The sequence below is a fragment of the Paracoccus sp. M683 genome (genome assembly GCF_007096355.1).
In the GTDB taxonomy this organism is placed as follows: domain Bacteria; phylum Pseudomonadota; class Alphaproteobacteria; order Rhodobacterales; family Rhodobacteraceae; genus Paracoccus.
This window is the reverse complement of record NZ_VKDF01000001.1, coordinates 226223-244831: the sequence shown is the minus strand read 5'-3', so window position 1 is coordinate 244831 and position 18609 is coordinate 226223. Positions and strand designations below refer to the sequence as shown.

At 63.7% G+C, this 18609-nt stretch carries 17 protein-coding genes; 11 read left to right on the top strand and 6 right to left on the bottom strand.

Features of this window, described 5'->3' with window-relative positions; all coding sequences use genetic code 11:
* The first annotated feature begins 38 nt into the window (after window positions 1-38).
* The 8 genes from FNJ84_RS01130 to FNJ84_RS01095 all read left to right on the top strand — a co-directional run bounded on the left by FNJ84_RS01130 (window position 39) and on the right by FNJ84_RS01095 (window position 6845).
* Window positions 39-1970 (top strand): tetratricopeptide repeat protein, encoded by a 1932-nt coding sequence (locus FNJ84_RS01130; protein WP_370454551.1) that lies wholly within the window; start codon window positions 39-41, stop codon window positions 1968-1970.
* A complete protein-coding gene (locus FNJ84_RS01125; protein WP_143791072.1) occupies window positions 1967-2806 on the top strand; it encodes a 4-(cytidine 5'-diphospho)-2-C-methyl-D-erythritol kinase in 840 nt (279 codons plus the stop codon). The genes FNJ84_RS01130 and FNJ84_RS01125 overlap by 4 nt, the downstream gene beginning before the upstream one ends.
* 10 nt (window positions 2807-2816) lie before the next feature.
* Entirely contained in the window at window positions 2817-3551 is a 735-nt protein-coding gene (locus FNJ84_RS01120) for a pyridoxine 5'-phosphate synthase (protein WP_143791071.1), read from the top strand.
* A 69-nt stretch (window positions 3552-3620) separates the two neighbouring features.
* The gene (acpS, locus tag FNJ84_RS01115) at window positions 3621-4031 is read left to right on the top strand and encodes a holo-ACP synthase (RefSeq protein ID WP_143791070.1); all 411 of its coding nucleotides are present in this window, start codon (window positions 3621-3623) and stop codon (window positions 4029-4031) included.
* A 58-nt stretch (window positions 4032-4089) separates the two neighbouring features.
* On the top strand, window positions 4090-4881 hold the full coding sequence (lepB, locus tag FNJ84_RS01110; RefSeq protein WP_143791069.1) for a signal peptidase I: 792 nt from the start codon (window positions 4090-4092) through the stop codon (window positions 4879-4881).
* The gene (rnc, locus tag FNJ84_RS01105) at window positions 4878-5567 is read left to right on the top strand and encodes a ribonuclease III (RefSeq protein ID WP_143791068.1); all 690 of its coding nucleotides are present in this window, start codon (window positions 4878-4880) and stop codon (window positions 5565-5567) included. Before lepB ends, rnc begins: the two co-directional genes overlap by 4 nt.
* A complete protein-coding gene (gene era / locus FNJ84_RS01100; RefSeq protein ID WP_143791067.1) occupies window positions 5564-6520 on the top strand; it encodes a GTPase Era in 957 nt (318 codons plus the stop codon). The genes rnc and era overlap by 4 nt, the downstream gene beginning before the upstream one ends.
* Entirely contained in the window at window positions 6513-6845 is a 333-nt protein-coding gene (locus FNJ84_RS01095) for a DUF1491 family protein (protein ID WP_143791066.1), read from the top strand. Before era ends, FNJ84_RS01095 begins: the two co-directional genes overlap by 8 nt.
* A gap of 6 nt (window positions 6846-6851) precedes the next feature.
* Here the strand turns inward: FNJ84_RS01095 and FNJ84_RS01090 are convergent, their stop codons facing one another.
* The 4 genes from FNJ84_RS01090 to FNJ84_RS01075 form a co-directional block, all read right to left on the bottom strand.
* Window positions 6852-8183: an HlyD family type I secretion periplasmic adaptor subunit gene (locus FNJ84_RS01090; protein WP_143791065.1), complete on the bottom strand. Its 1332-nt coding sequence runs from the start codon at window positions 8181-8183 to the stop codon at window positions 6852-6854.
* Window positions 8184-8193: 10 nt separating this feature from the next.
* Window positions 8194-10158 carry a type I secretion system permease/ATPase gene (locus FNJ84_RS01085; protein ID WP_143791064.1) on the bottom strand — a complete coding sequence of 655 codons (1965 nt, stop codon included), beginning with the start codon at window positions 10156-10158 and terminating at the stop codon, window positions 8194-8196.
* Window positions 10155-12227, bottom strand: coding sequence for a hypothetical protein (locus FNJ84_RS01080; protein WP_143791063.1), 2073 nt, complete (start codon window positions 12225-12227; stop codon window positions 10155-10157). The genes FNJ84_RS01085 and FNJ84_RS01080 overlap by 4 nt, the downstream gene beginning before the upstream one ends.
* A 108-nt stretch (window positions 12228-12335) precedes the next feature.
* Entirely contained in the window at window positions 12336-14333 is a 1998-nt protein-coding gene (locus FNJ84_RS01075; RefSeq protein ID WP_221931905.1) for a hypothetical protein, read from the bottom strand.
* A gap of 648 nt (window positions 14334-14981) precedes the next feature.
* Between FNJ84_RS01075 and FNJ84_RS01070 the strand changes: the two genes are divergently transcribed.
* Window positions 14982-15596: a response regulator transcription factor gene (locus tag FNJ84_RS01070; protein WP_185968382.1), complete on the top strand. Its 615-nt coding sequence runs from the start codon at window positions 14982-14984 to the stop codon at window positions 15594-15596.
* Complete coding sequence (locus FNJ84_RS01065) at window positions 15593-16117, top strand: hypothetical protein (protein ID WP_143791061.1); 525 nt, start codon at window positions 15593-15595, stop codon at window positions 16115-16117. Before FNJ84_RS01070 ends, FNJ84_RS01065 begins: the two co-directional genes overlap by 4 nt.
* A 299-nt stretch (window positions 16118-16416) precedes the next feature.
* Here FNJ84_RS01065 and FNJ84_RS01060 read toward each other — a convergent pair whose 3' ends face one another.
* Together FNJ84_RS01060 and mog are read right to left on the bottom strand one after the other, a co-directional pair.
* Entirely contained in the window at window positions 16417-17496 is a 1080-nt protein-coding gene (locus tag FNJ84_RS01060; RefSeq protein ID WP_185968381.1) for a DUF475 domain-containing protein, read from the bottom strand.
* Window positions 17497-17687: 191 nt separating this feature from the next.
* The gene (gene mog / locus FNJ84_RS01055; protein ID WP_143791060.1) at window positions 17688-18221 is read right to left on the bottom strand and encodes a molybdopterin adenylyltransferase; all 534 of its coding nucleotides are present in this window, start codon (window positions 18219-18221) and stop codon (window positions 17688-17690) included.
* Between the two features lie 177 nt (window positions 18222-18398).
* On the opposite strand from mog, the gene FNJ84_RS01050 reads away from it, so the two are divergent.
* Window positions 18399-18608 (top strand): DUF2945 domain-containing protein, encoded by a 210-nt coding sequence (locus tag FNJ84_RS01050; protein ID WP_143791059.1) that lies wholly within the window; start codon window positions 18399-18401, stop codon window positions 18606-18608.
* Window position 18609: the final 1 nt, after the last annotated feature.

The window sequence follows — 18609 nt, the reverse complement described above, 5'->3', positions numbered from 1 at the left end:
TTACCTTGCGGCACAGCAGAACCATTCAGACGGAACGCGTGTTGACCCATTATCTGCAAAAGCTCTGGCTGACCTCGGCACTTGCCCTGCTGGTTTCATCTGCCGCCATCGCACAAGAGGCGCCTCCGCCGCCGCGCCCTGACAATCTGCAAACGGACGAACCGGCCGATGCCGCCGCGCCCGACATGCAGGATGTCATCGAGGGCGAGGCTGTCGCCGATGCGGTGCTGGAACCTGATGACGGCAAGGATGCGCCGCTGACCTTTGGTCTGGCAGGGCCGTATCTGGCCGCGCGCATTGCGTCGGTGGAAAATGATTTCATGGCGGCCGCACGCTATTTCCGGCAGGCCGTGGCCCACGATCCCGACGATCTGTATCTTCAGGATAGCGCGCTGGTCTCGATGATTTCGGCCGGCCAGATTGACGAGGCGGCGGAATTGGCCCGGAAGATGGCCGCGGCCGAGGATGGCGGGACCGAACTGGCCGGGCTGGTCCTGCGGGCCGATCTTGCCAAGGCCGAGGAATGGGCCGGTCTGCTGACGCTGATCCAGGCGGCCCAGCCCAACAGCCAGGCTGCACCGCAGGGCGGTCAGTTGCTGGACGGGATGCTTGCGGCATGGGCCAAGCTGGGCGCCGGCAATGCGACCGAGGCGCTGGCGGATTTCGAACGCTTGCGCCGCGTTCCCGGTGCCGCCGGCATGCTGGACTATCAGCTTGCCATGGCGCGCGCGCTGGTCGGCGATTACGAGGGGGCCGAACAATTGCTGTCCTCGGGTGCGGCGGGCCATTTGCAGGGTGATCTGGCCCATGCGCAGGTTTTGGCGCAGCTGGACCGCCGCGACGAGGCGCTGGCCGTGCTGGACGGCATGCCGGGCAATGGCTCCGAGCCATCTGTAGCGGCATTGCAGGCAGCACTGGAGAATGGCGAGGAAGTAAGCTTTGACGTGGTCGCCTCGCCCCGGCAAGGCATCGCACAGGTGTTTTTGACCTTCGCCACCGCATTGGCCAACGCCCCCGAGCCAGAGCCTCTGGCGCTGATCCATGCCCGGCTGTCGGGCTGGATCGCCCCGGAACTGGGCGATGCCCGTCTGGTGACGGCGCAGATTCTGCAAATGCATGACCAGTTCGATCTGGCCGAAGCCGAATACGAGGCGCTGCGCAATCTGGGCGAGGTTCGCCCGGTGGCTGAACTGACGCGGATCGACGCCTTGGCCCGCGCCAAGCGCTATGACGAGGCTGAAAAGGTCGCGCTGGCACTGACGGCCACCTATCCCGACCTCGCGCAGGCCTGGATCGCGCAGGGCGATCTGCTGCGCCAGCAGGACAAGTTCGGCGCCGCGGTTCCCGCCTATGACAAGGCGCTGTCGCTGATCGACGAAGCCGATGGTGATGCCCGCTGGTTCCCGCTTTATGCGCGCGGTATCGCGCTGGAACGCTCGGGGCAGTTCGACCGGGCCGAGGCCGATCTGAAAGCCGCGCTGGAGATTCGCCCCGAACAGCCCAGCCTGCTGAACTATCTGGGCTATTCCTGGATCGACCGGGGCGAGAATCTGGACGAGGCGCTGACCCTGATCCAAAAGGCGGTCGAGCTGTCGCCCGAGGATGGCTATATTCAGGACTCGCTGGCCTGGGCCTATTTCCGGCTGGGCCGCTATGCCGAGGCGGTCGCCCCGATGGAACAGGCGGCGCGAACCATGTCGGTGGATCCGCTGATCAACGATCATCTGGGCGATATCTACTGGATGGTCGGCCGCAAGCGCGAGGCTGAAATTCAATGGCATCGCGCCCTGTCGCTGAAGCCGACCGAGACCGAGGATGATGTCGATCCTGACCGGATCCGCGCCAAGCTGGAGCGCGGCCTTGACGCGGTGATGGCCGAAGAAGGCAGCCCCCCCGCGCCGCATCGGCCGGCTGCCCCATCGGATTCGGCCGATAATGGCAGCGCCGACGACGCCACGCGCAGCGAATGATCCAGCCGGCTCCGGCGAAGCTGAACCTTGCCCTGCATGTCACTGGCCGGCGGGCGGATGGCTTTCACCTGCTGGATTCGCTGGTCGCCTTCACCCGTATTGGCGATGATCTGCGCGTCCTGCCGGGCGGGCCGCGACTGACGATCGACGGGCCCTTTGCTGCGGGGCTTTCGGCGGACGATGACAACCTTTGCCTGCGCGCGGCTCGCGCCATGGGGACGGATGCCGATATTCACCTGACCAAGAACCTGCCCGTCGCCTCGGGCATTGGCGGCGGCTCGGCCGATGCAGCGGCGGTGATGCGCGCGCTGGCCGCGCAGGGCCATGCGCTGCCGGCTGATCCGGCGGTGCTGGGTGCCGATATTCCGGTCTGTCTGGCCGGAAGACCGGCGCGAATGCGCGGCGTGGGCGAGGTGCTGGACCCGGTTCCTCCCCTGCCTGCGCTGCCCGTGGTGCTGGTCAATCCAGGCATCCCCCTGCCGACGCCGGCGGTGTTTGCCGCGCTAATCCTGCGCGACAATCCGCCCTTGCCGGGCCCCGACTGGCACGATGCGGATACGCTGCTGAGCTGGCTGGCCGACACCCGCAACGATCTGCAAGATCCCGCGATCCGGCTTGCCCCGGTTATTGCCGATGTGCTGGCGGCGCTTGCCGGCCAGGGCGCCGGGCTGGCGCGCATGTCCGGTTCGGGTGCGACCTGTTTCGGGCTGTTCGAACATCTGGCCGATGCCACCCGTGCGGCCCGTGCCCTTTCTGCCCGGTCCGGCTGGTGGGTCGTCGCCACCGAACTGGCGCCGGCGCCCGCGCAGGGCTATGCTGGCCCGGAAACCGGCTGAAAGGACTGACATGCTGCGTCTCGGCGTCAATATCGACCACGTCGCCACAATCCGCAACGCGCGCGGGACGCCCTGGCCCGACCCGCTGCGCGCCGCCCGCATCGCCGAGGAGGCCGGGGCCGACGGCATTACCGCCCATCTGCGCGAGGATCGCCGCCACATCTCGGACAGCGATATCGACGCGCTGATGGCCGGCCTGCGCCTGCCCCTGAACTTCGAAATGGCGGCGACCGCCGAAATGCAGACCATTGCCCTGCGCCACCGCCCTCATGCCGTCTGCATCGTCCCAGAAAAACGTGAGGAACGCACCACCGAAGGCGGGCTGGACGTCGCGGGAAATGACGATGCGCTGGCCCGCTATATCGCGCCCCTGCGCGACGCGGGCAGCCGGGTCTCGCTGTTCATCGGCCACGAACCCCGCCAGATCCAGGCCGCCGCACGTATCGGTGCGGCGGTCGTGGAACTGCATACCGGCGCCTATTGCGATTATGACACCGAAGGCCGTCTTTCCGAACGCGATGCCGAACTGGCCGCCCTGCGCGAGGGCGCGGCGCTAGCGGCCTCACTGGGGCTAGAGGTCCATGCCGGCCACGGCCTGACCTTTGACACCGTCGGACCCATCGCCGCGATCCCCGAGCTGATGGAACTGAATATCGGCCATTTCCTGATCGCGGAATCGGTCTTTACCGGCCTCGGCCCCGCCATCCGCGAAATGCGCCGCCGAATGGACGAGGCCCGTGCATGACAGGCCGCGCATGACCCCGTCCGGCTTCTTTCTCGTCCAAATACCCAATCCGACCGGGCGGGCAGGCGCATGATCCTTGGCATCGGCACCGACCTCGCCAATATCGAGCGCATCCAGGGCACGCTTGACCGTTTTGGCGACCGCTTCCGCAACCGCGTCTTTACGCCGACCGAGCTTGCCAAGGCCAAGCGCCGCAAGGACGAGGCGGGCACCCTGGCCAAACGTTGGGCCGCCAAGGAAGCCTGTTCCAAGGCCCTGGGCACCGGGCTGGCCATGGGCATCAGCTGGCGTGATATGGCCGTCAGCAACCTGCGCACGGGCCAGCCGGTCATGCACCTGACCGGATGGGCCGCCGACCGGCTGGCGCAGATGACACCCGAGGGTCATGAGGCCATCGTCCATGTCACGCTGACCGATGACCATCCCTGGGCGCAGGCCTTCGTCGTGATCGAAGCCCTGCGACGCGGCGCCAATGCTTGACTTTGCCCCCGGCGGGGGCACATGAACGCGCCACCCGCGCATATGAGGAAGCGACGACATGGCCGATAGCACCGCCACCAAGAAAGACGGCATCTGGGAAACGATCAAGACGGTATTCTGGGCGCTGGTCATTGCGGGCGTCTTTCGCACCTTGTTCTTCCAGCCCTTCTGGATTCCCTCGGGGTCGATGAAGGATACGCTGCTGATCGGTGACTTCCTGTTCGTCAACAAGATGGCCTATGGCTATTCCGCCCATTCCTGCCCCTTCTCGATGTGCCCGATCTCGGGCCGGCTTCTGGGCAGTGACCCCGAACGCGGCGATGTCGTCGTGTTCCGCCACCCCACGCGCGGCGTCGACTTCATCAAGCGGGTGATCGGCCTGCCGGGTGATACGGTGCAGATGCGTCAGGGCAGGCTTTGGCTGAATGGCGAGGCCGTGCCGACCGAGCCGGCGGGCGATTTCGTCGAGATCAAGGAAAAGCAGGGGCCGCAGGGGCTGATCCCGCGCTGTGTCAACGATCCGGTTCCCGAGGGCGGCGAATGCATCAAGCAACGCTTTACCGAAACCTTGCCGGGCGGCGTCAGCCATGATGTTCTGAACATCGTCGATGGCTGGGTCGCTGATGACACGCCGGTCTTTACGGTCCCCGAGGGGCAGTATTTCTTCATGGGTGACAATCGCGACAATTCCGAGGATTCGCGGTTCAACCCGGTCACCGGCGGCCTGGGCTTTGTCCCCGCCGAATTCCTGATCGGCCGCGCCGACCGGATCATGTTCAGCTCGGCCGGGCGGTCGCTGCTGTATTTCTGGACCTGGCGCAGTGATCGCTTCTTCAAGGCGGTCGAGTGAAACCCTCGGCCGATATACGCGCCTTCATGGGGCGTTTGGGTCACGATTTCGCCCAGCCCGAATTGCTGGTCCGGGCGCTGACGCACGGGTCGATCGCCTCGGCCACGCGGCCCGATAATCAGCGGCTGGAATTTCTGGGTGATCGGGTGCTGGGCCTGGTGATGGCCGAGGCGCTGTTTGCCGCCGACAAGCAGGCCACCGAGGGCCAGTTGGCCCCCCGCTATAACGCGCTGGTGCGGGGCGAAACCTGTGCCGACATCGCCCGCGAAATCGGTCTGGGCGACGTGCTGAAGCTGGGCCGTTCGGAAATGATGTCCGGTGGCCGCCGGAAAGAGGCGCTGCTGGCCGACGGGATGGAGGCGGTTCTGGCCGCCGTCTATCTGGATGCGGGCTACGGTGCCGCGCGGGACGTGATCCTGCGGCTCTGGGCCGACCGCATCGACACCACGCCCGACGATCCGCGCGATGCCAAGACTGCCTTGCAGGAATGGGCGCAGGCGCAGGGCATGCCGCCCCCGGTCTATGACCAGACCGGGCGTACCGGCCCCGACCACGCCCCGGTCTTTCACATCACCGCCCGCCTTACCGATGGCCGCCATGCCTCGGCCAAGGGCGCGGGCACGAAACGCAGCATTGAACAGGCGGCGGCGCAGGCGCTGCTGGACCTGGTGGATTCCCAATCATGACCGAAGATACCGCACCTGACGCGACCCCGACTGGCCCGACCGGTCCCACCCGCGCCGGCTTCGTCGCCCTGATCGGCGAACCCAATGCCGGCAAATCGACGCTGCTGAACCGCATGGTCGGCGCCAAGGTCAGCATCGTGACCCACAAGGTCCAGACCACCCGCGCCCGCATCCGCGGCATCGCCATCGAGGGCGCCAGCCAGCTGGTCTTTGTCGACACGCCGGGCATCTTCCGTCCGCGCCGGCGGCTGGACCGGTCAATGGTCGCCGCTGCCTGGGGCGGGGCCTCGGATGCCGATATCGTGCTGCTGCTGATCGAGGCCCATCGCGGGCTGACCCCCGGTGTGCAGTCGATCCTTGCTGCGCTGAAGGAAAACATGTCGGGCAAGGCCAGGGTCGCGCTGGTCATCAACAAGATCGACCGCGTCAAGGCCGAGGTTCTGCTGGCCCTGTCGCAGTCGATGAACGAGGCCTATCCGTTCGCCCATACCTTCATGATCTCGGCCGAGCGCGGCCATGGCGCCGACGACTTGCGGCATTGGCTGGCCAATGAGGTGCCGCTTGGCCCCTGGCTTTACCCCGAGGACCAGATCGCCGACCTGCCGATGCGCATGATCGCGGCGGAAATCACCCGTGAAAAGCTGACCCTGCGCCTGCACGAGGAAATCCCCTATCAGCTGACGGTCGAAACCGAGATGTGGGAGGAACGCAAGGACGGTTCCGCCCGCGTTGATCAGATCATCTATGTCGCCCGTCCCGGCCACAAGGGCATTATCCTTGGCAAGCATGGCGAGACGATCAAGGCCGTCAGCCAGGCCGCCCGCGCCGAGTTGGAGGAGTTCATGGGCCGCAAGATCCACCTGTTCCTTCAGGTCAAGGTCCGCGAGAACTGGCTGGACGAGGCCGAACGTTTCCGCGAAATGGGCCTCGACTTCCGCGACGGCGATGCCTGAGCCGCGCCTCGCGGCGGGCATCTGGGTCTCGGCCTATCTGGCCCGGTTGGGGCTGGCCAATATTCCGGCCTATGTGCTGGCCCATGGCGATGACACGGCGGGCGCGGTGCTGGTGAAATGCGCTCGGCTGGACGGCACGGCCCAGCTATGGGCGCGGGAATGGGATTTCCAGACCGACACCCGTGACTGGCGCGTGACCGAGACCGGCGCCGAGCCTGACATTGATGCTTCGATCCGGCGCCAGCGCGGTTTTGACCCTGACCTTTGGGTCATCGAGGTCGAAAGTCGCGAGGGCCGCGTTCTGCTGGGCGAAGAGGGGCTGTAGCGGCCCCTAATTCTCGCGGAAGGCGCGGGACAGGCTGTCTTCGATCGGCTTGATCAGATAGCGGGCAAAGGTGCGCGCATTCGTTTCGATCATCACCTCGGCCGGCATGCCAGGCGTTGGCCGGAAGCCGGTGATGCGGTCCAACTCTTCGATTGGCAGGTCGATCCGCGCGACATAGACCTCTTGCGCGACACCATCGGTTTCGGTTTTCAGCGCATCGGCCGAAACATAGACCAGTTCTCCTTCCAGAACCGGGGTGGTCCGCTGGTTCAGCGATGTCAGGCGCACGGCGGCGCGTTGGCCGACCTCGACCTGGTCGATATCGGTGCGGGCGATCTGGGTTTCGATCACCAGCGGGGCATCCAGTGGCAAAATCTCAAGAATTGCCTTGCCTGGTTCGATCACCCCCCCGGCAGTGTGATAGTTCATCCGCACGATCGTTCCCGAAACCGGCGAGGTGATCAGCGACCGTTCCAGCACATCCTGCGCCTTCAGCGATTGTTCGCGAACGCTGTCCAGATCCGCCTCGATCCCCTGGCTTTCATCCAGCGCGGTCTGCATGTGCTGGGTGCGGGTCTGTTCGATCTGGCGTTCGGCCTTGCGGATCGCCTCGCGGGTTTCGGCGATCTCGGCGGTCAGGCGGTCGACCTCGCCTTGCGCATCGGCAATGGCACGCGACAGCATGTTGACCTCGCTGCGGCGCACCAGCCCGCGATCCAGCAACTGACTGCGGGCGGCGTGATCTTCGCCCAGCAGGCTCAGCTGGGTCTGAACGGTGGTCAATTGCCCGGCATAGCCATCGACGCGCGACTGCCCGGCGATGATGTTGCTTTCCAGCAGCACGATTTCGCCATCCAGCTTGCTGCGGGCGGCGCGGAAGGCGGCGTTCTGTTCGGCCATGATCGCGGCAAAGCTGGGATCATCCTGATGGCTGGTCAGATAGTCGGGAAAGGTCAGCGCCTCGATGCCTTCATATTCGGCGCGCAGCCTCGCGCTGATCGCCTCTAGCCGGGCGCGACGCAGTTCCAGCTCGCGGCGGTTGGCGATGGCGGCGGTGCCGTCCAGCCGGATCAGCGGTTGGCCAGCCGTCACCGCATCGCCTTCATTTATCAGGATTTCGCTGATGATGCCGCCCTCTAGATGCTGGACGATCTTGTTGCGGCCGGTGGCGACAAAGCTGCCGGGCGCCATGATCGCAGCAGCCAGTGGCGCCCGGAACGCCCAGGCCCCGAAACTGCCGAAAGACAGGGTCAGCAGGACCAGCCCGAAGATCAGATGCCTGCGCGCCGAGCGGGGCACCCTGGCATAAAGCGCGTCGTAATTGATCTGCTCGCTCATGCTGTTTCTCCTATGCGGGGGCGGCGGGGCCGGATGGCACGGCCCCGGCCGGGGCTGCGGGTGCCGCAACCGGAGGCCGGCTTCGGGCCGGCGGCTGGCTGCCTTTCGCCAGTTTCTCAAGCATCTGGTCGCGCGATCCGAACAGCGCGATCTGGCCATCGGCCAGCAGCATGATGTTGTCCACATCCTGCAACAGCGAGTATTTCTGGGTCACCACGATCATGGTGATGCCGTCCTGCTTGGCCAGCATCATCGCCCGCGACAGCGCCTGATCGCCCGCCGTGTCCAGGTTCGAGTTCGGCTCGTCCAGCACCACAAGGCGGGGGTTGCCGAAAAACGCCCTCGCCAGGCCGATGCGCTGTTTCTGGCCGCCAGACAGGGGCGATCCGTCGGCGGCGACGATGGTTTCATAGCCCTCGGGCAGCTTGGCGATCATGTCATGTACATCGGCCAGAACGGCGGCCTGATAGATGTCCTGATCACTGGCATCGGCGCGCATCCGGGCGATGTTGTCCTTGATCGTGCCGGGGAACAGCTGCACGTCCTGCGGCAGATAACCGATGCACTGGCCCAATTGCCGCTGATCCCAGTTGCGCAGGTCCATCAGGTCCAGCCGCACGCTGCCCGATGTGGGCAGGATCGACCCGACCAGCATCTTGCCAAGCGTGGTCTTGCCCGCGCCCGACTTGCCGACGATGGCCATCGAGGTGCCGGGGTTCAGCGAAAAGGTGATCGAGTTCAGCACCACCCGCTTGGTCCCGTTCGGCACATAAAGCAGCCTTTCGACATCCAGCCGCCCCTCGGGATGGGGCAAATGCAGCCGCTGCGTGTTCAGCGGCGAGGATTTCAGCAGCTTCGAGATGCGCCCATAGGCCGCGCGTGACAGCAGGACGTTGTTCCAGCCCTCGATGGCGCCTTCGATCGGGGCCAGCGCGCGGCCTGCGATGATCGAGGCGGCGATGACCATGCCGCCGGTGATCTCGCCCTTCAGTGCCAGATAGGCACCCCAGCCCAGCAGCCCCACCTGCGTCAGCAGCCGCACCCCGCGAGAGGCGCCGGCGAAGTAGATGTTGCGATCCTGCGCGCGGACCTGTGCTGCCATCGAACCGGCGGCGTCTCGGCCCCAGATGGTCACCGCCTCGGGGATCATCGCCAATGCGTTGATGATCTGCGAATTGCGGGCCATCGAATCCAGATGCAGGTTCGACCGGCTGAGATGCCGGTTCGCCTCGGCGAAGGATGCGGCGGTGGCGCGCTGGTTCATCATCGCGATCACCAGCAAAAGCAGCGCCGTTGACATCACGATCAGTCCCAGATGCGGATGGACCAGAAAGATCGCCAGAATGAACAGCGGCGCGAAAGGCAGGTCCAGAAAGGCCAGCAGCGTGCCCGAAACCAGAAAGCCCCGGATCTGCTGCAAATCGCCAAGCGTCTGATATTCCTGCCCATTGCTTTGCAGCGACGCACGGGCAGCGGCTGACAGGATTGGTGCGCCAAGCCGGGCCGACAGATCGACCGAGGTGCGCAGCAGCATTCCCCGCCGCAGGGCGTCAAAGACCACCTGCAACAGCACGGCGCCGACGATCACCACCGTCAGCATGACCAGCGTATCGGTGGACCGGCTGGTCAGCACCCGGTCCGAGATCTGGAACAGATAGACCGGGATCGCCAGCACCAGCAGGTTGGCAACGCCGCTGAACAGCACGACGCCAAGAATATTGGTCCAGATCTGGCGGAGGCTGGCGGAAAGCGCGCCCGAGATGTCGGGTTCACGAATCCGCTTGTGAAAGGCTTTGCCAACGCCGGCCTTGCCCTGCGCGGGAACGGGCGGCAGGCGGCCCGCCTGCTGGTCAATCGTTGGGCCCGTGCCCATGGGTTTCGGACTTGGCGGATTGGGCTTCTTGCCATTCTCCTGCCAGTCGACACGCATCTCTTGCTCCAGCCGGAGATGTTCCTTCGCGCTGTCTTTTGTCATGCAAGCACCGTTTCCATCGCATCGGCTGGCACCGCAGCATCCATGCCGATCGGCTGGAACAGGGCGTCATCGCCATCTTCACTCAGCATTCCGTCGGCCAGGAACAAAACGGCTTCGCTGGCCAAAGCCGATGCCCCATCGGGCATCAAAGGCGCATCGGTCGAAACCAGTTCGGCCTGAAGCAGCAGGGCGTCGGAATAGACCTGTCCCCCGACATGGACCATCGAGTCGACGCCAAATTCGGTGATGGTCGAGGCGTTGATCAGCACGTTCGAGCCGGTGATGATCTGGATCGTGCCCTCGGCGCTTGCCTTCAGCTGGTCCAGATAGACCTCGATCTGATCCGCATCGGCAAGAACATTGGTCTGCTTGACCATGTTGACCGTGACCAGATCACCTTTGATATGCAGAACGCGAATGGCGTTCAGGTCCGCGAATGCGGGATCGTCAAGCACCGACTGGGGCAGCGTGATTTCGCCATCGGCACCGGTTGCAGCCAGCGTGGCCTGATAGCCGCCGTCGGCCGGCTGATAACCCGAGGCGCCGACCTGCACGATGGTCGAGTCATTGATCAGCAGGTTGTCATCCGAACTGACCATGGCCCCGTCCGGCCCGCTGATCATGATGCCATCATCATCCAGCATCACATTGGTCTGCGTCACCGAATTGAGGTTGATGACATGGCCGTCAATGATGATCAGGTCATATTGCTGGCCAAGCTCGGTCAGCGAGACCTCGTTCACGGCGCCATTTTCGCCCATGATCAGAAAGGTCTGCTCGGCCTGGATCGTCACCGAGACGACCTCGTTGTCCGATACAAGGTTATATTGCTCGACCCAGTTGACGCTGATCAGGCTGCCTTCAATTGTGGCGGTCACCCAGTATTCGGGTGCCTCGCCATCGCCCTGCCGTTCGGGAACCGGATTCGAGAAGCTGGCATAGCTTGAATAATTCAGCCCGATCGTTGCATCGCCCGCGGCCGAGCCACCGGCGACCTGTCCCGTCACGGCGTCGACATCGCTCCAGATATTTGTCTGGCTGATGACGGTATAGCTGTAGACATCCGCACCGACCGCCACGACAGGCGCGGTGATCCAGGCCGAGGTGATGTTGGACTGGTTGACAAGGGTGTTGTTGCCCAGGACCAGTTCGTGCTGTGACTCGGGCTCGTCCTGTTCGGCTGTCTGGCCACTGACCGTTTGTGGCCCGTCGTGATCCGTGCCGGCGGATGCGGTTTCGTCCTCGTCGTTGTCCTCGTCCTCGTCCTCGTCCTCGTCGTTGTCCTTGCGGAACTCGGGCAGCAGGGCGTCGATGTCGGGGCGTTCCATCACCGGCACGCCGTTCAGATAATTGCCGGTGACCTGATCGCCTTGCTGGGTGAAGATTTCTGCGCCGTCGATTTCATGGACTGCCGGGTCGATCAATGTGCCCGATATGGCCGCCTGGTGAAACGCCTGTGCCATCGCCAGAAAGGCGCCTTCGCCTGACGGTATCGAAAGCGTCGGCCCTGCGGCCAGCAAATCTGCATGGGCCAGCATCCCATCCAGCTTGGCCATGATCTGTTCGGGTGTGGCAAGCGGGCCGGCAAAGGCTTCGGCATTCAGGCTGTCATCGTCGATCAGGATATTCTGCTGCACGATGACCACCGCGACCGAGCCGGGCGGGGGCAGGATCCACTTGATGATCGGGATCTCGGGCACCGGCATGTGCGGTGGGGGCGCGGGTGCCCATGATTGGGATGTTGGGGCAAGGTATGGCAAAACCGGCTGGCTGGCCGCCGCAGGGGCGGGAAGCCCAAGATCGGGGCCGCTGCGGATATAGGCCGCCTCGGTGGCCAGCCCGTCTTTGGCGACGGGCGGCGGCGTATAGCGAACCAGAGGGATATAGCCGTCCAGGACAAACGGGGCTTCTGTGGAAATGTCGGCTGGCTCGATCTGGCCGGGATCTGCATCGGCCTTCAATGCGGCCATCCGGTCATATTCGATCCGCATGCGGCCCTGTTCTTCGGCCAGCTGAAACAGCCCGATGAAATGCCAGATCGCCTCGTCTGCGGCATGAATTGTCAGCATCTGAACCACCTTAGAAATTAAAGTGCGTTCGGCCGCGGAACCGAGCGACGATTGGAAAACGTGATCCTGCGCGGGACGAACCCGCGCAGGATCATTTCACGGCTGTGCCTAGCTGAGGTCGTCGTCGCCCACGACCGTCGAGCTGAGATCGCCGCCGACCACGGTCATGTCGACCGTATTGCCCAGAATGTTGGCGCCCATCACGATGTTCTGGTTGAACGCCGTGGTGTCGACCAGGGCATCAGCCGAGGCTGACGATGTGCCGGTGACGTAACCGTCATCGCCATTCCCCGAACCCCAGCTGCCGGCATCGGCATAGCCGCCATCACCGGTCATGATCTGCCCGCCAGAACCGCCGTTCCCGCTGTCGGTGTTGATACCATCACCACCATAGGCGATCCCGCCAGTCGACCCGGCAGCACCACCGGCTCCCCCCGTCGTGGCACCGGTCGCGCCGCCATATCCGGCGCCGCCGGCTGCGTCACCGCTGCCTTCGCCTGCGCCATCGGCAGAACCACCTGCACCACCAAGTGCCGCGACAAGACCCAGACCGATGCCACCCGCATCGCCCGAGGTGCCGTCGCCGGCATTCGCTGCGGCGCCAGCCAATGCGGCGCCGATTCCTGCGCCCATGCCGCCGTCGCCGCCATCGCCGCCCGCGGCGCCGTCACCGGTATCGCCGGTCCCGCCGCCATCGCCGCTGTTGCTGCCATCGCCGCCATCGCCGCCCATGCCGCCATCGCCGCTGTCGCCGCTGTTGCCGCTGTCGCCGCTGGTGCCGCCATCGCCACCCTGGCCGAGGCCGCCGGTGCCGCCCGGTCCGCCCGGTCCGGTCGGTCCGGTCGGTCCGGTCGGTCCAGTCGCGCCGCCAGCGCCGCCCGCAGCGCCGTCGCCGCCATCGCCAGTGTCGCCGCCATCACCGCTGTTGCCGCCCGCGCCGCCGTCACCGGCATCGCCGGTGCCGCCGCCCGCGCCAAGGCCAAGCGCCGCAGCCAGGCTGCCAGCACCCGCATCGCCGCCTGCGGCATCGCCGCTGAGGCCTGCACCGACACCGGCAGCAAGGCCACCGGCATTACCGCCATCGGCCGAACCGCCGAGGCCGACACCAGCACCAAGACCCAGAGCACCGCCACCGGTTCCGTCACCGCCTGCGGCATCGGCATCACCGGCGTCGCCGCCCGTAGCATCGCTGCCACCGGCATAACCTTTGCCGCCATCGGCATGGGCATCGCCATCACCGCCATTGGCATCGCCTGCCGCGCCGCCATTGCCGCCGTCATTGGCCGCGTCGATGCCGCGTTCCGCCGTTGCCGTGCCGCCGTTGGCGCTGCCATTCTGGTTGAACGCTGCATTGTTCGAGACGGTCGGGCTGTCCAGCGTATCCTGGTCATCCAGATTCGACGACTGACCGATGACAAAGGCATTGTTGCCGTCACCGTTCATCGACTTGTTCAGCACGCCCGAGAAGTCCATGTCATGCGTGCCAATGTTCATGTTGCCGTCACGGTTGATCAGCAGATCGCCCATCGTGCCGCCGGCATTGTCCAGATCGACATCCGCGAAGTCGTCGTCCGATGGCTCCCAGCCATCAAGGTCCAGGCCGACGCTGACATTGGTTTCAACGTTGGTTTCGACATCGGTGCTGTTGTAGGATTCGTTGACGGCCTTGTTATAGGCCGTGTTATCAGCATCATTCGACGCATTGTTTTCCGCGTCATTGGCGGCATCATTCGAGGCGTTGTTGTCGGCCGCATTGGCCGCCGCGTTTGCAGCCGCGTTCGATGCATCATTGGCGGCCGTATTCTGCGCCGCATTGGATGCTGCCGTCTCGCTGCTGCTGCTGTTCGAGTTCGAATTGCCGTTCTCGTTGCTGTTCTCGTTGCTTTGATACTGTTCCTGGCCCTGACCTTGGCCTTGGCCCTGAAGCTGACCCTGGCCTTGCCCCTGACCCTGACCCTGACCCTGGCCTTGACCTTGGCCCTGACCCTGGCCTTGACCCTGGCCTTGATCCTGACCCTGGCCCTGGCTCTGGCTGTCATCCGCCGGGTCGGCGGGGACAACCTCGGACAGCAAGGCAAATTGGTTCATGTTACGATTGTCAGCCATTTACGTTACTCCCTTGTCCGGGCGGGTCCGGCCAATCATTCACAAGCACGCTTGCCCGCCCTGTTTGTCGATGGGGATCCAGCAAGCCGCCTTCGATCGCCGAGCAAATGCTCACCGTCAGAACGGCACGACCGTTATCGCCTTGCTGCTGAAACCGGACATCGTGCCCCATCTTGCGGCGTCCGGCCGTGCTGCCAGCGGAAGAACCCGCTTGAACGGCACCTTGACAGAATAGGTTAACGGGTCCGCCGGGGCATAGCCGCACAAAGAGGCTAGGCAGGCCGGGATCAATGGTCAGGGGCGACCTGCCACGCCAAGTTATCCCGCCATGGCCCAGAGGCTATATGGCGCTGGCCTTTGGGGTTAGCCCGTTCGGCTAGGTCAGCCAGGTCGATAGGATATGTAATCAAATAAAAATCTTCTGAATTAGAATAAAATATGCCTTTTTTCTTTAAATAATACGAAGACATGATATGGTTAGATAAAACATAAAACTTGAATGATCTGAGCGCGGCGTTTTTGGGTTGCCGATTCTTCATTGCCGCAGCTTGGCCAGCAGGGAAACCAATTATGTCCGTTATGCCCCTCGACGGTGATTCGCTTGCTTTATATGACAATCGCGCTGCTGCACTTGCCGAAGTGGTTTTTGTGGGAAGTCAGTTCAATTTCTCGGGCAGCCTAATTGCTGCCACCAGTCAGGAACTGGGACAGATCACATCGACGGTGATGCATTCATTCCAGGATTTTCGCAAAGCGGTGGACGAGGCAGAATCTCGCCCGGCAATCGCGATTCTGGACGAGCCGATGATGCGCGGGCTGGCAGAGGCTGATCTGGAGTTTCTTTTCGGCCTCGGCGACGTGACGCTTGGTTTGGCTTTCTGCAACGAATGCTACGCGGTCGACTGCTATCTTGACGATCGCATCCGGCTGCGGGCGACCAGCATCTTTCCGCTGAATGTGCGGTTGGATATCTGGCTGTCCATCGTCAAGCTGGTGGCGCATGGCGGGAACTACATCTGCCCCGAGGTGATCGCTGCCGGGCGGATCGCGCCGGCGACCGAATCAGTGGATGATTGCGGCCTGACACCCCGGCAGCATGATGTCTTGCGGCTGGTCGCCGACGGGCAGTCGAACAAGCGGATCGCGGCCGTGCTTGGCCTGTCGATCCATACGGTCAAGCTGCATCTGCACAATGCCAACCTGCGGCTTGGCGCCCGCAACCGGACCGAGGCGGCGATGCATTACCGGGCGATGTGCCCGTGACCGACCAATCCGCGTCACCAACGGCTGCGCCGGCGCCGGAACCCGGTCTGGATGCGATACTGCTGCGCGTCGGTCGGCTGAACTATGCATGGAGCAATACCGAAAGCCTGCTGGTTCATCTGCTTTCGGGGCTGACCGGCATGCAGAGCAACGCGGCAGTGATCGTGTTTCTGTCGATCAATTCGACCCGCGGCCGGATCGAACTGGTCGAGCGATTGGCAAAGCAGCTGCTGCCACAGGATGACAAGCAGCATCAGCTGCTGGACCTGATGGCGCGCTTTTCCCGGTTATCCGCGTTGCGCCACCGCTATAACCACAGCATCTGGTCTTTTCAGGAGGATGGGTCGATTTCGACCATTCTGATGCGAATTGCCGATCGGCGGGACAGGATCCGCATGGGGCGCAAGCAGCAATTGGATGACGATCAGCTTGCACAGCTGGATCAGGAATTGGAGATGATGTCAGTGCTGAACCGCGACATCTGGAAATTTTTGCAGCTGCACGCATATCCCGTCGAATGATCAATATGAAATTTCTGCCCGACTCGCCGAAATTGGTCAGGTAAAACTAATTCTGCCTTTGCGGGTCGTCGCGCGAAATAGTTGTTTCGCACTGGAATTGATCGCGCAGCGGTTGATTTTCACCCTCGCCAAATGGCTGGGCGCCGACTTGCAGATATAAGATATTCAGATTCTTCAAATCCGCAATTTCGGACTTGTTCCAGATTGCGACGGCTTGAGGGCGCTGGCCGAACGGCCTGAAAGCCGGTGGATGCGGCGGCCCCGGAATGCGATCCGGGGCCGCATGACATAGCGTTTCCTCAGGCTTCGGGGCGGCTGATAACGCGGTTCCAGCGGATCGAGGACCACAGCGAGATGCCGATCAGCGCGGCGCCACCCAGGCCGGTGATCACCTCGGGGATTTTGACGAAGGATTGCAGGAACATGATGACCGACAGCGCGATGATCGCGTAGAAGGCGCCATGTTCCAGATAGCGATATTGGGTCAGCGTGCCTTTTTCGACCAGCATGATGGTCATGGACCTGACATACATCGCGCCGATGCCCAGGCCGATGGCGATGATGAACAGGTTCTGGGTCAGCGCAAAGGCCCCGATCACCCCATCGAAACTGAACGAGGCGTCCAGAACCTCAAGATACAGGAACGCGCCCAGACCGCCCTTGGCGCCGGCTTGCAGCATCTCTTGGCTGCTGTCCAGAAGGCCGCCCAGAACCTCGACCAGAAGAAAGGTCACCAGGCCCCAGATCGCGGATTTGAAGAAGATCTGGGATTCGACAGGGTCAAGAAAGCGGGCAAAGATCAGCACGGTGACCAATGCGATGGCGGCCTCGATGCCGCGAATGGTGGCGTATTTCTGCATCCGGCGTTCCAGCCAGCGCACCCAATGCACGTCCTTCTCGTGATCGAAGAAGAAGCTGAGGCCCACCATCATCAGGAAGGTGCCGCCAAAGGCCGCGATCGGCAAATGGGCGTCATGCATGATGCGGGCATATTCCTCGGGCTGGCTGGCGGCCATCACCATGGCCTGCCATGGCCCGATCTTGGCGGCGATGACCACGATCAGAAGCGGAAAGACGATCCGCATGCCGAACACGGCGATCAGGATGCCCCAGGTCAGAAAGCGGCGCTGCCAGGCCGGTGTCATGTCCTTCAGCTTGTTGGCGTTGACGATGGCATTGTCGAAGGACAACGAGATTTCCAGAACCGCAAGCACCGCGCAGATGAAAAAGATCCCCAGCGTTCCGGTGACCGTGCCGGTCATCTGCCAGCCCAGAGCCACGCCAAGGGCAAGCCCGAGTGCCGTGACGATGAAGGCCCATTTGAAATAATGCATCATCCCATGTGCGGGTGCTGCGACGGATTGCGATCCGTTCGACATGTCGGAATCATCCCTGCGGCTTGTTCGAAAACAGTGCCGACATCACGGACGTGCCGCCACGTCCGCCAGAGGGGCCCGGTCACCAACCGTTATCCGCCAGATGCGGACGCGATCTACATACGCGATCGGGGCTCCGACTCAAGGTCCGGCGGTGCGGGGTTGCGAAAAAAGGGCGAAGGCAGCCCGCCGGCCTATTTCGCCAGGGGCCGGAACGCCTTGATCCGGGCAGGGTCTGTCTCTATCCGGGCGGCGCCCAGCAGGTCCAGACAATAGGGCACCGCGGCGAAAACCGCGTTCAGACAGGTGGCGATGGCCGATGGCTTGCCCGGCAGGGTGATGATCAGCGTCGCATCGCGGCTGACGGCCGTTTGACGCGACAGGATCGCGGTCGGAACCTCGGCCAGCGAGGCGCGGCGCATTTCCTCGCCAAAGCCCGCATATTCACGTTCGGCCACGTCCATCACCGCCTCGGGCGTCTGGTCGCGCGGCGCAGGCCCGGTGCCGCCGGACACAAGGATCAGGTCTGCCCCGCCCTCGACCAGTTCGCGCAGCTTGGCCGCAACACCCTGGCGACCATCCGGTATGATATGGCGGTTGATGTCCATGGGCGAGGTGATGACCTGGCGCAGCCATTCTTCCGCGCCGGGGCCGCCCTTGTCCTCATAGATGCCGCTGGCGGCGCGGTCGCTGACGGTGACGATGGCGATGCGGGCCGGGCGGGTCATGGGCAAGCCTTTCTGTGAGACAGGTGTATTCTGGGCAGACCGGGCGCAGAAGGAAAGGGGCAGGGGCGTGTCAGCCGGCGATCGCGCAAGATAGACTGTGTTGGCGGTTTGACCTAGGCTTCCCCTCGCCGTGGCATTCGGGTGAATGGTGGAAAGCCGCAAACGACGAGGACCATCATGACCAAACGCTTCAAGATCGGCGATCATGTCAGCTGGAATTCCGAAGCAGGCCGCGTTTCGGGGCGGATCATCGCCGTGCATACCAGTGATTTCGACTATAAGGGCTATACGCATCACGCCTCGGAAAGCGATCCGCAATACGAGATCAAAAGCGACAAGACGGATCACATCGCCGCCCATAAAGGTGGCGCGCTGGACTATGCCTGAC

Coding starts and splice junctions, on each gene's coding strand:
- FNJ84_RS01125 (WP_143791072.1), top strand. CDS start 1,967: ATGATCCAGCCGGCTCCGGCGAAGCTGAACCTTGCCCTGCATGTCACT.
- FNJ84_RS01120 (WP_143791071.1), top strand. CDS start 2,817: ATGCTGCGTCTCGGCGTCAATATCGACCACGTCGCCACAATCCGCAAC.
- acpS (WP_143791070.1), top strand. CDS start 3,621: ATGATCCTTGGCATCGGCACCGACCTCGCCAATATCGAGCGCATCCAG.
- lepB (WP_143791069.1), top strand. CDS start 4,090: ATGGCCGATAGCACCGCCACCAAGAAAGACGGCATCTGGGAAACGATC.
- era (WP_143791067.1), top strand. CDS start 5,564: ATGACCGAAGATACCGCACCTGACGCGACCCCGACTGGCCCGACCGGT.
- FNJ84_RS01095 (WP_143791066.1), top strand. CDS start 6,513: ATGCCTGAGCCGCGCCTCGCGGCGGGCATCTGGGTCTCGGCCTATCTG.
- FNJ84_RS01090 (WP_143791065.1), bottom strand. CDS start 8,183: ATGAGCGAGCAGATCAATTACGACGCGCTTTATGCCAGGGTGCCCCGC.
- FNJ84_RS01085 (WP_143791064.1), bottom strand. CDS start 10,158: ATGACAAAAGACAGCGCGAAGGAACATCTCCGGCTGGAGCAAGAGATG.
- FNJ84_RS01080 (WP_143791063.1), bottom strand. CDS start 12,227: ATGCTGACAATTCATGCCGCAGACGAGGCGATCTGGCATTTCATCGGG.
- FNJ84_RS01075 (WP_221931905.1), bottom strand. CDS start 14,333: ATGGCTGACAATCGTAACATGAACCAATTTGCCTTGCTGTCCGAGGTT.
- FNJ84_RS01060 (WP_185968381.1), bottom strand. CDS start 17,496: ATGTCGAACGGATCGCAATCCGTCGCAGCACCCGCACATGGGATGATG.
- mog (WP_143791060.1), bottom strand. CDS start 18,221: ATGACCCGCCCGGCCCGCATCGCCATCGTCACCGTCAGCGACCGCGCC.
- FNJ84_RS01050 (WP_143791059.1), top strand. CDS start 18,399: ATGACCAAACGCTTCAAGATCGGCGATCATGTCAGCTGGAATTCCGAA.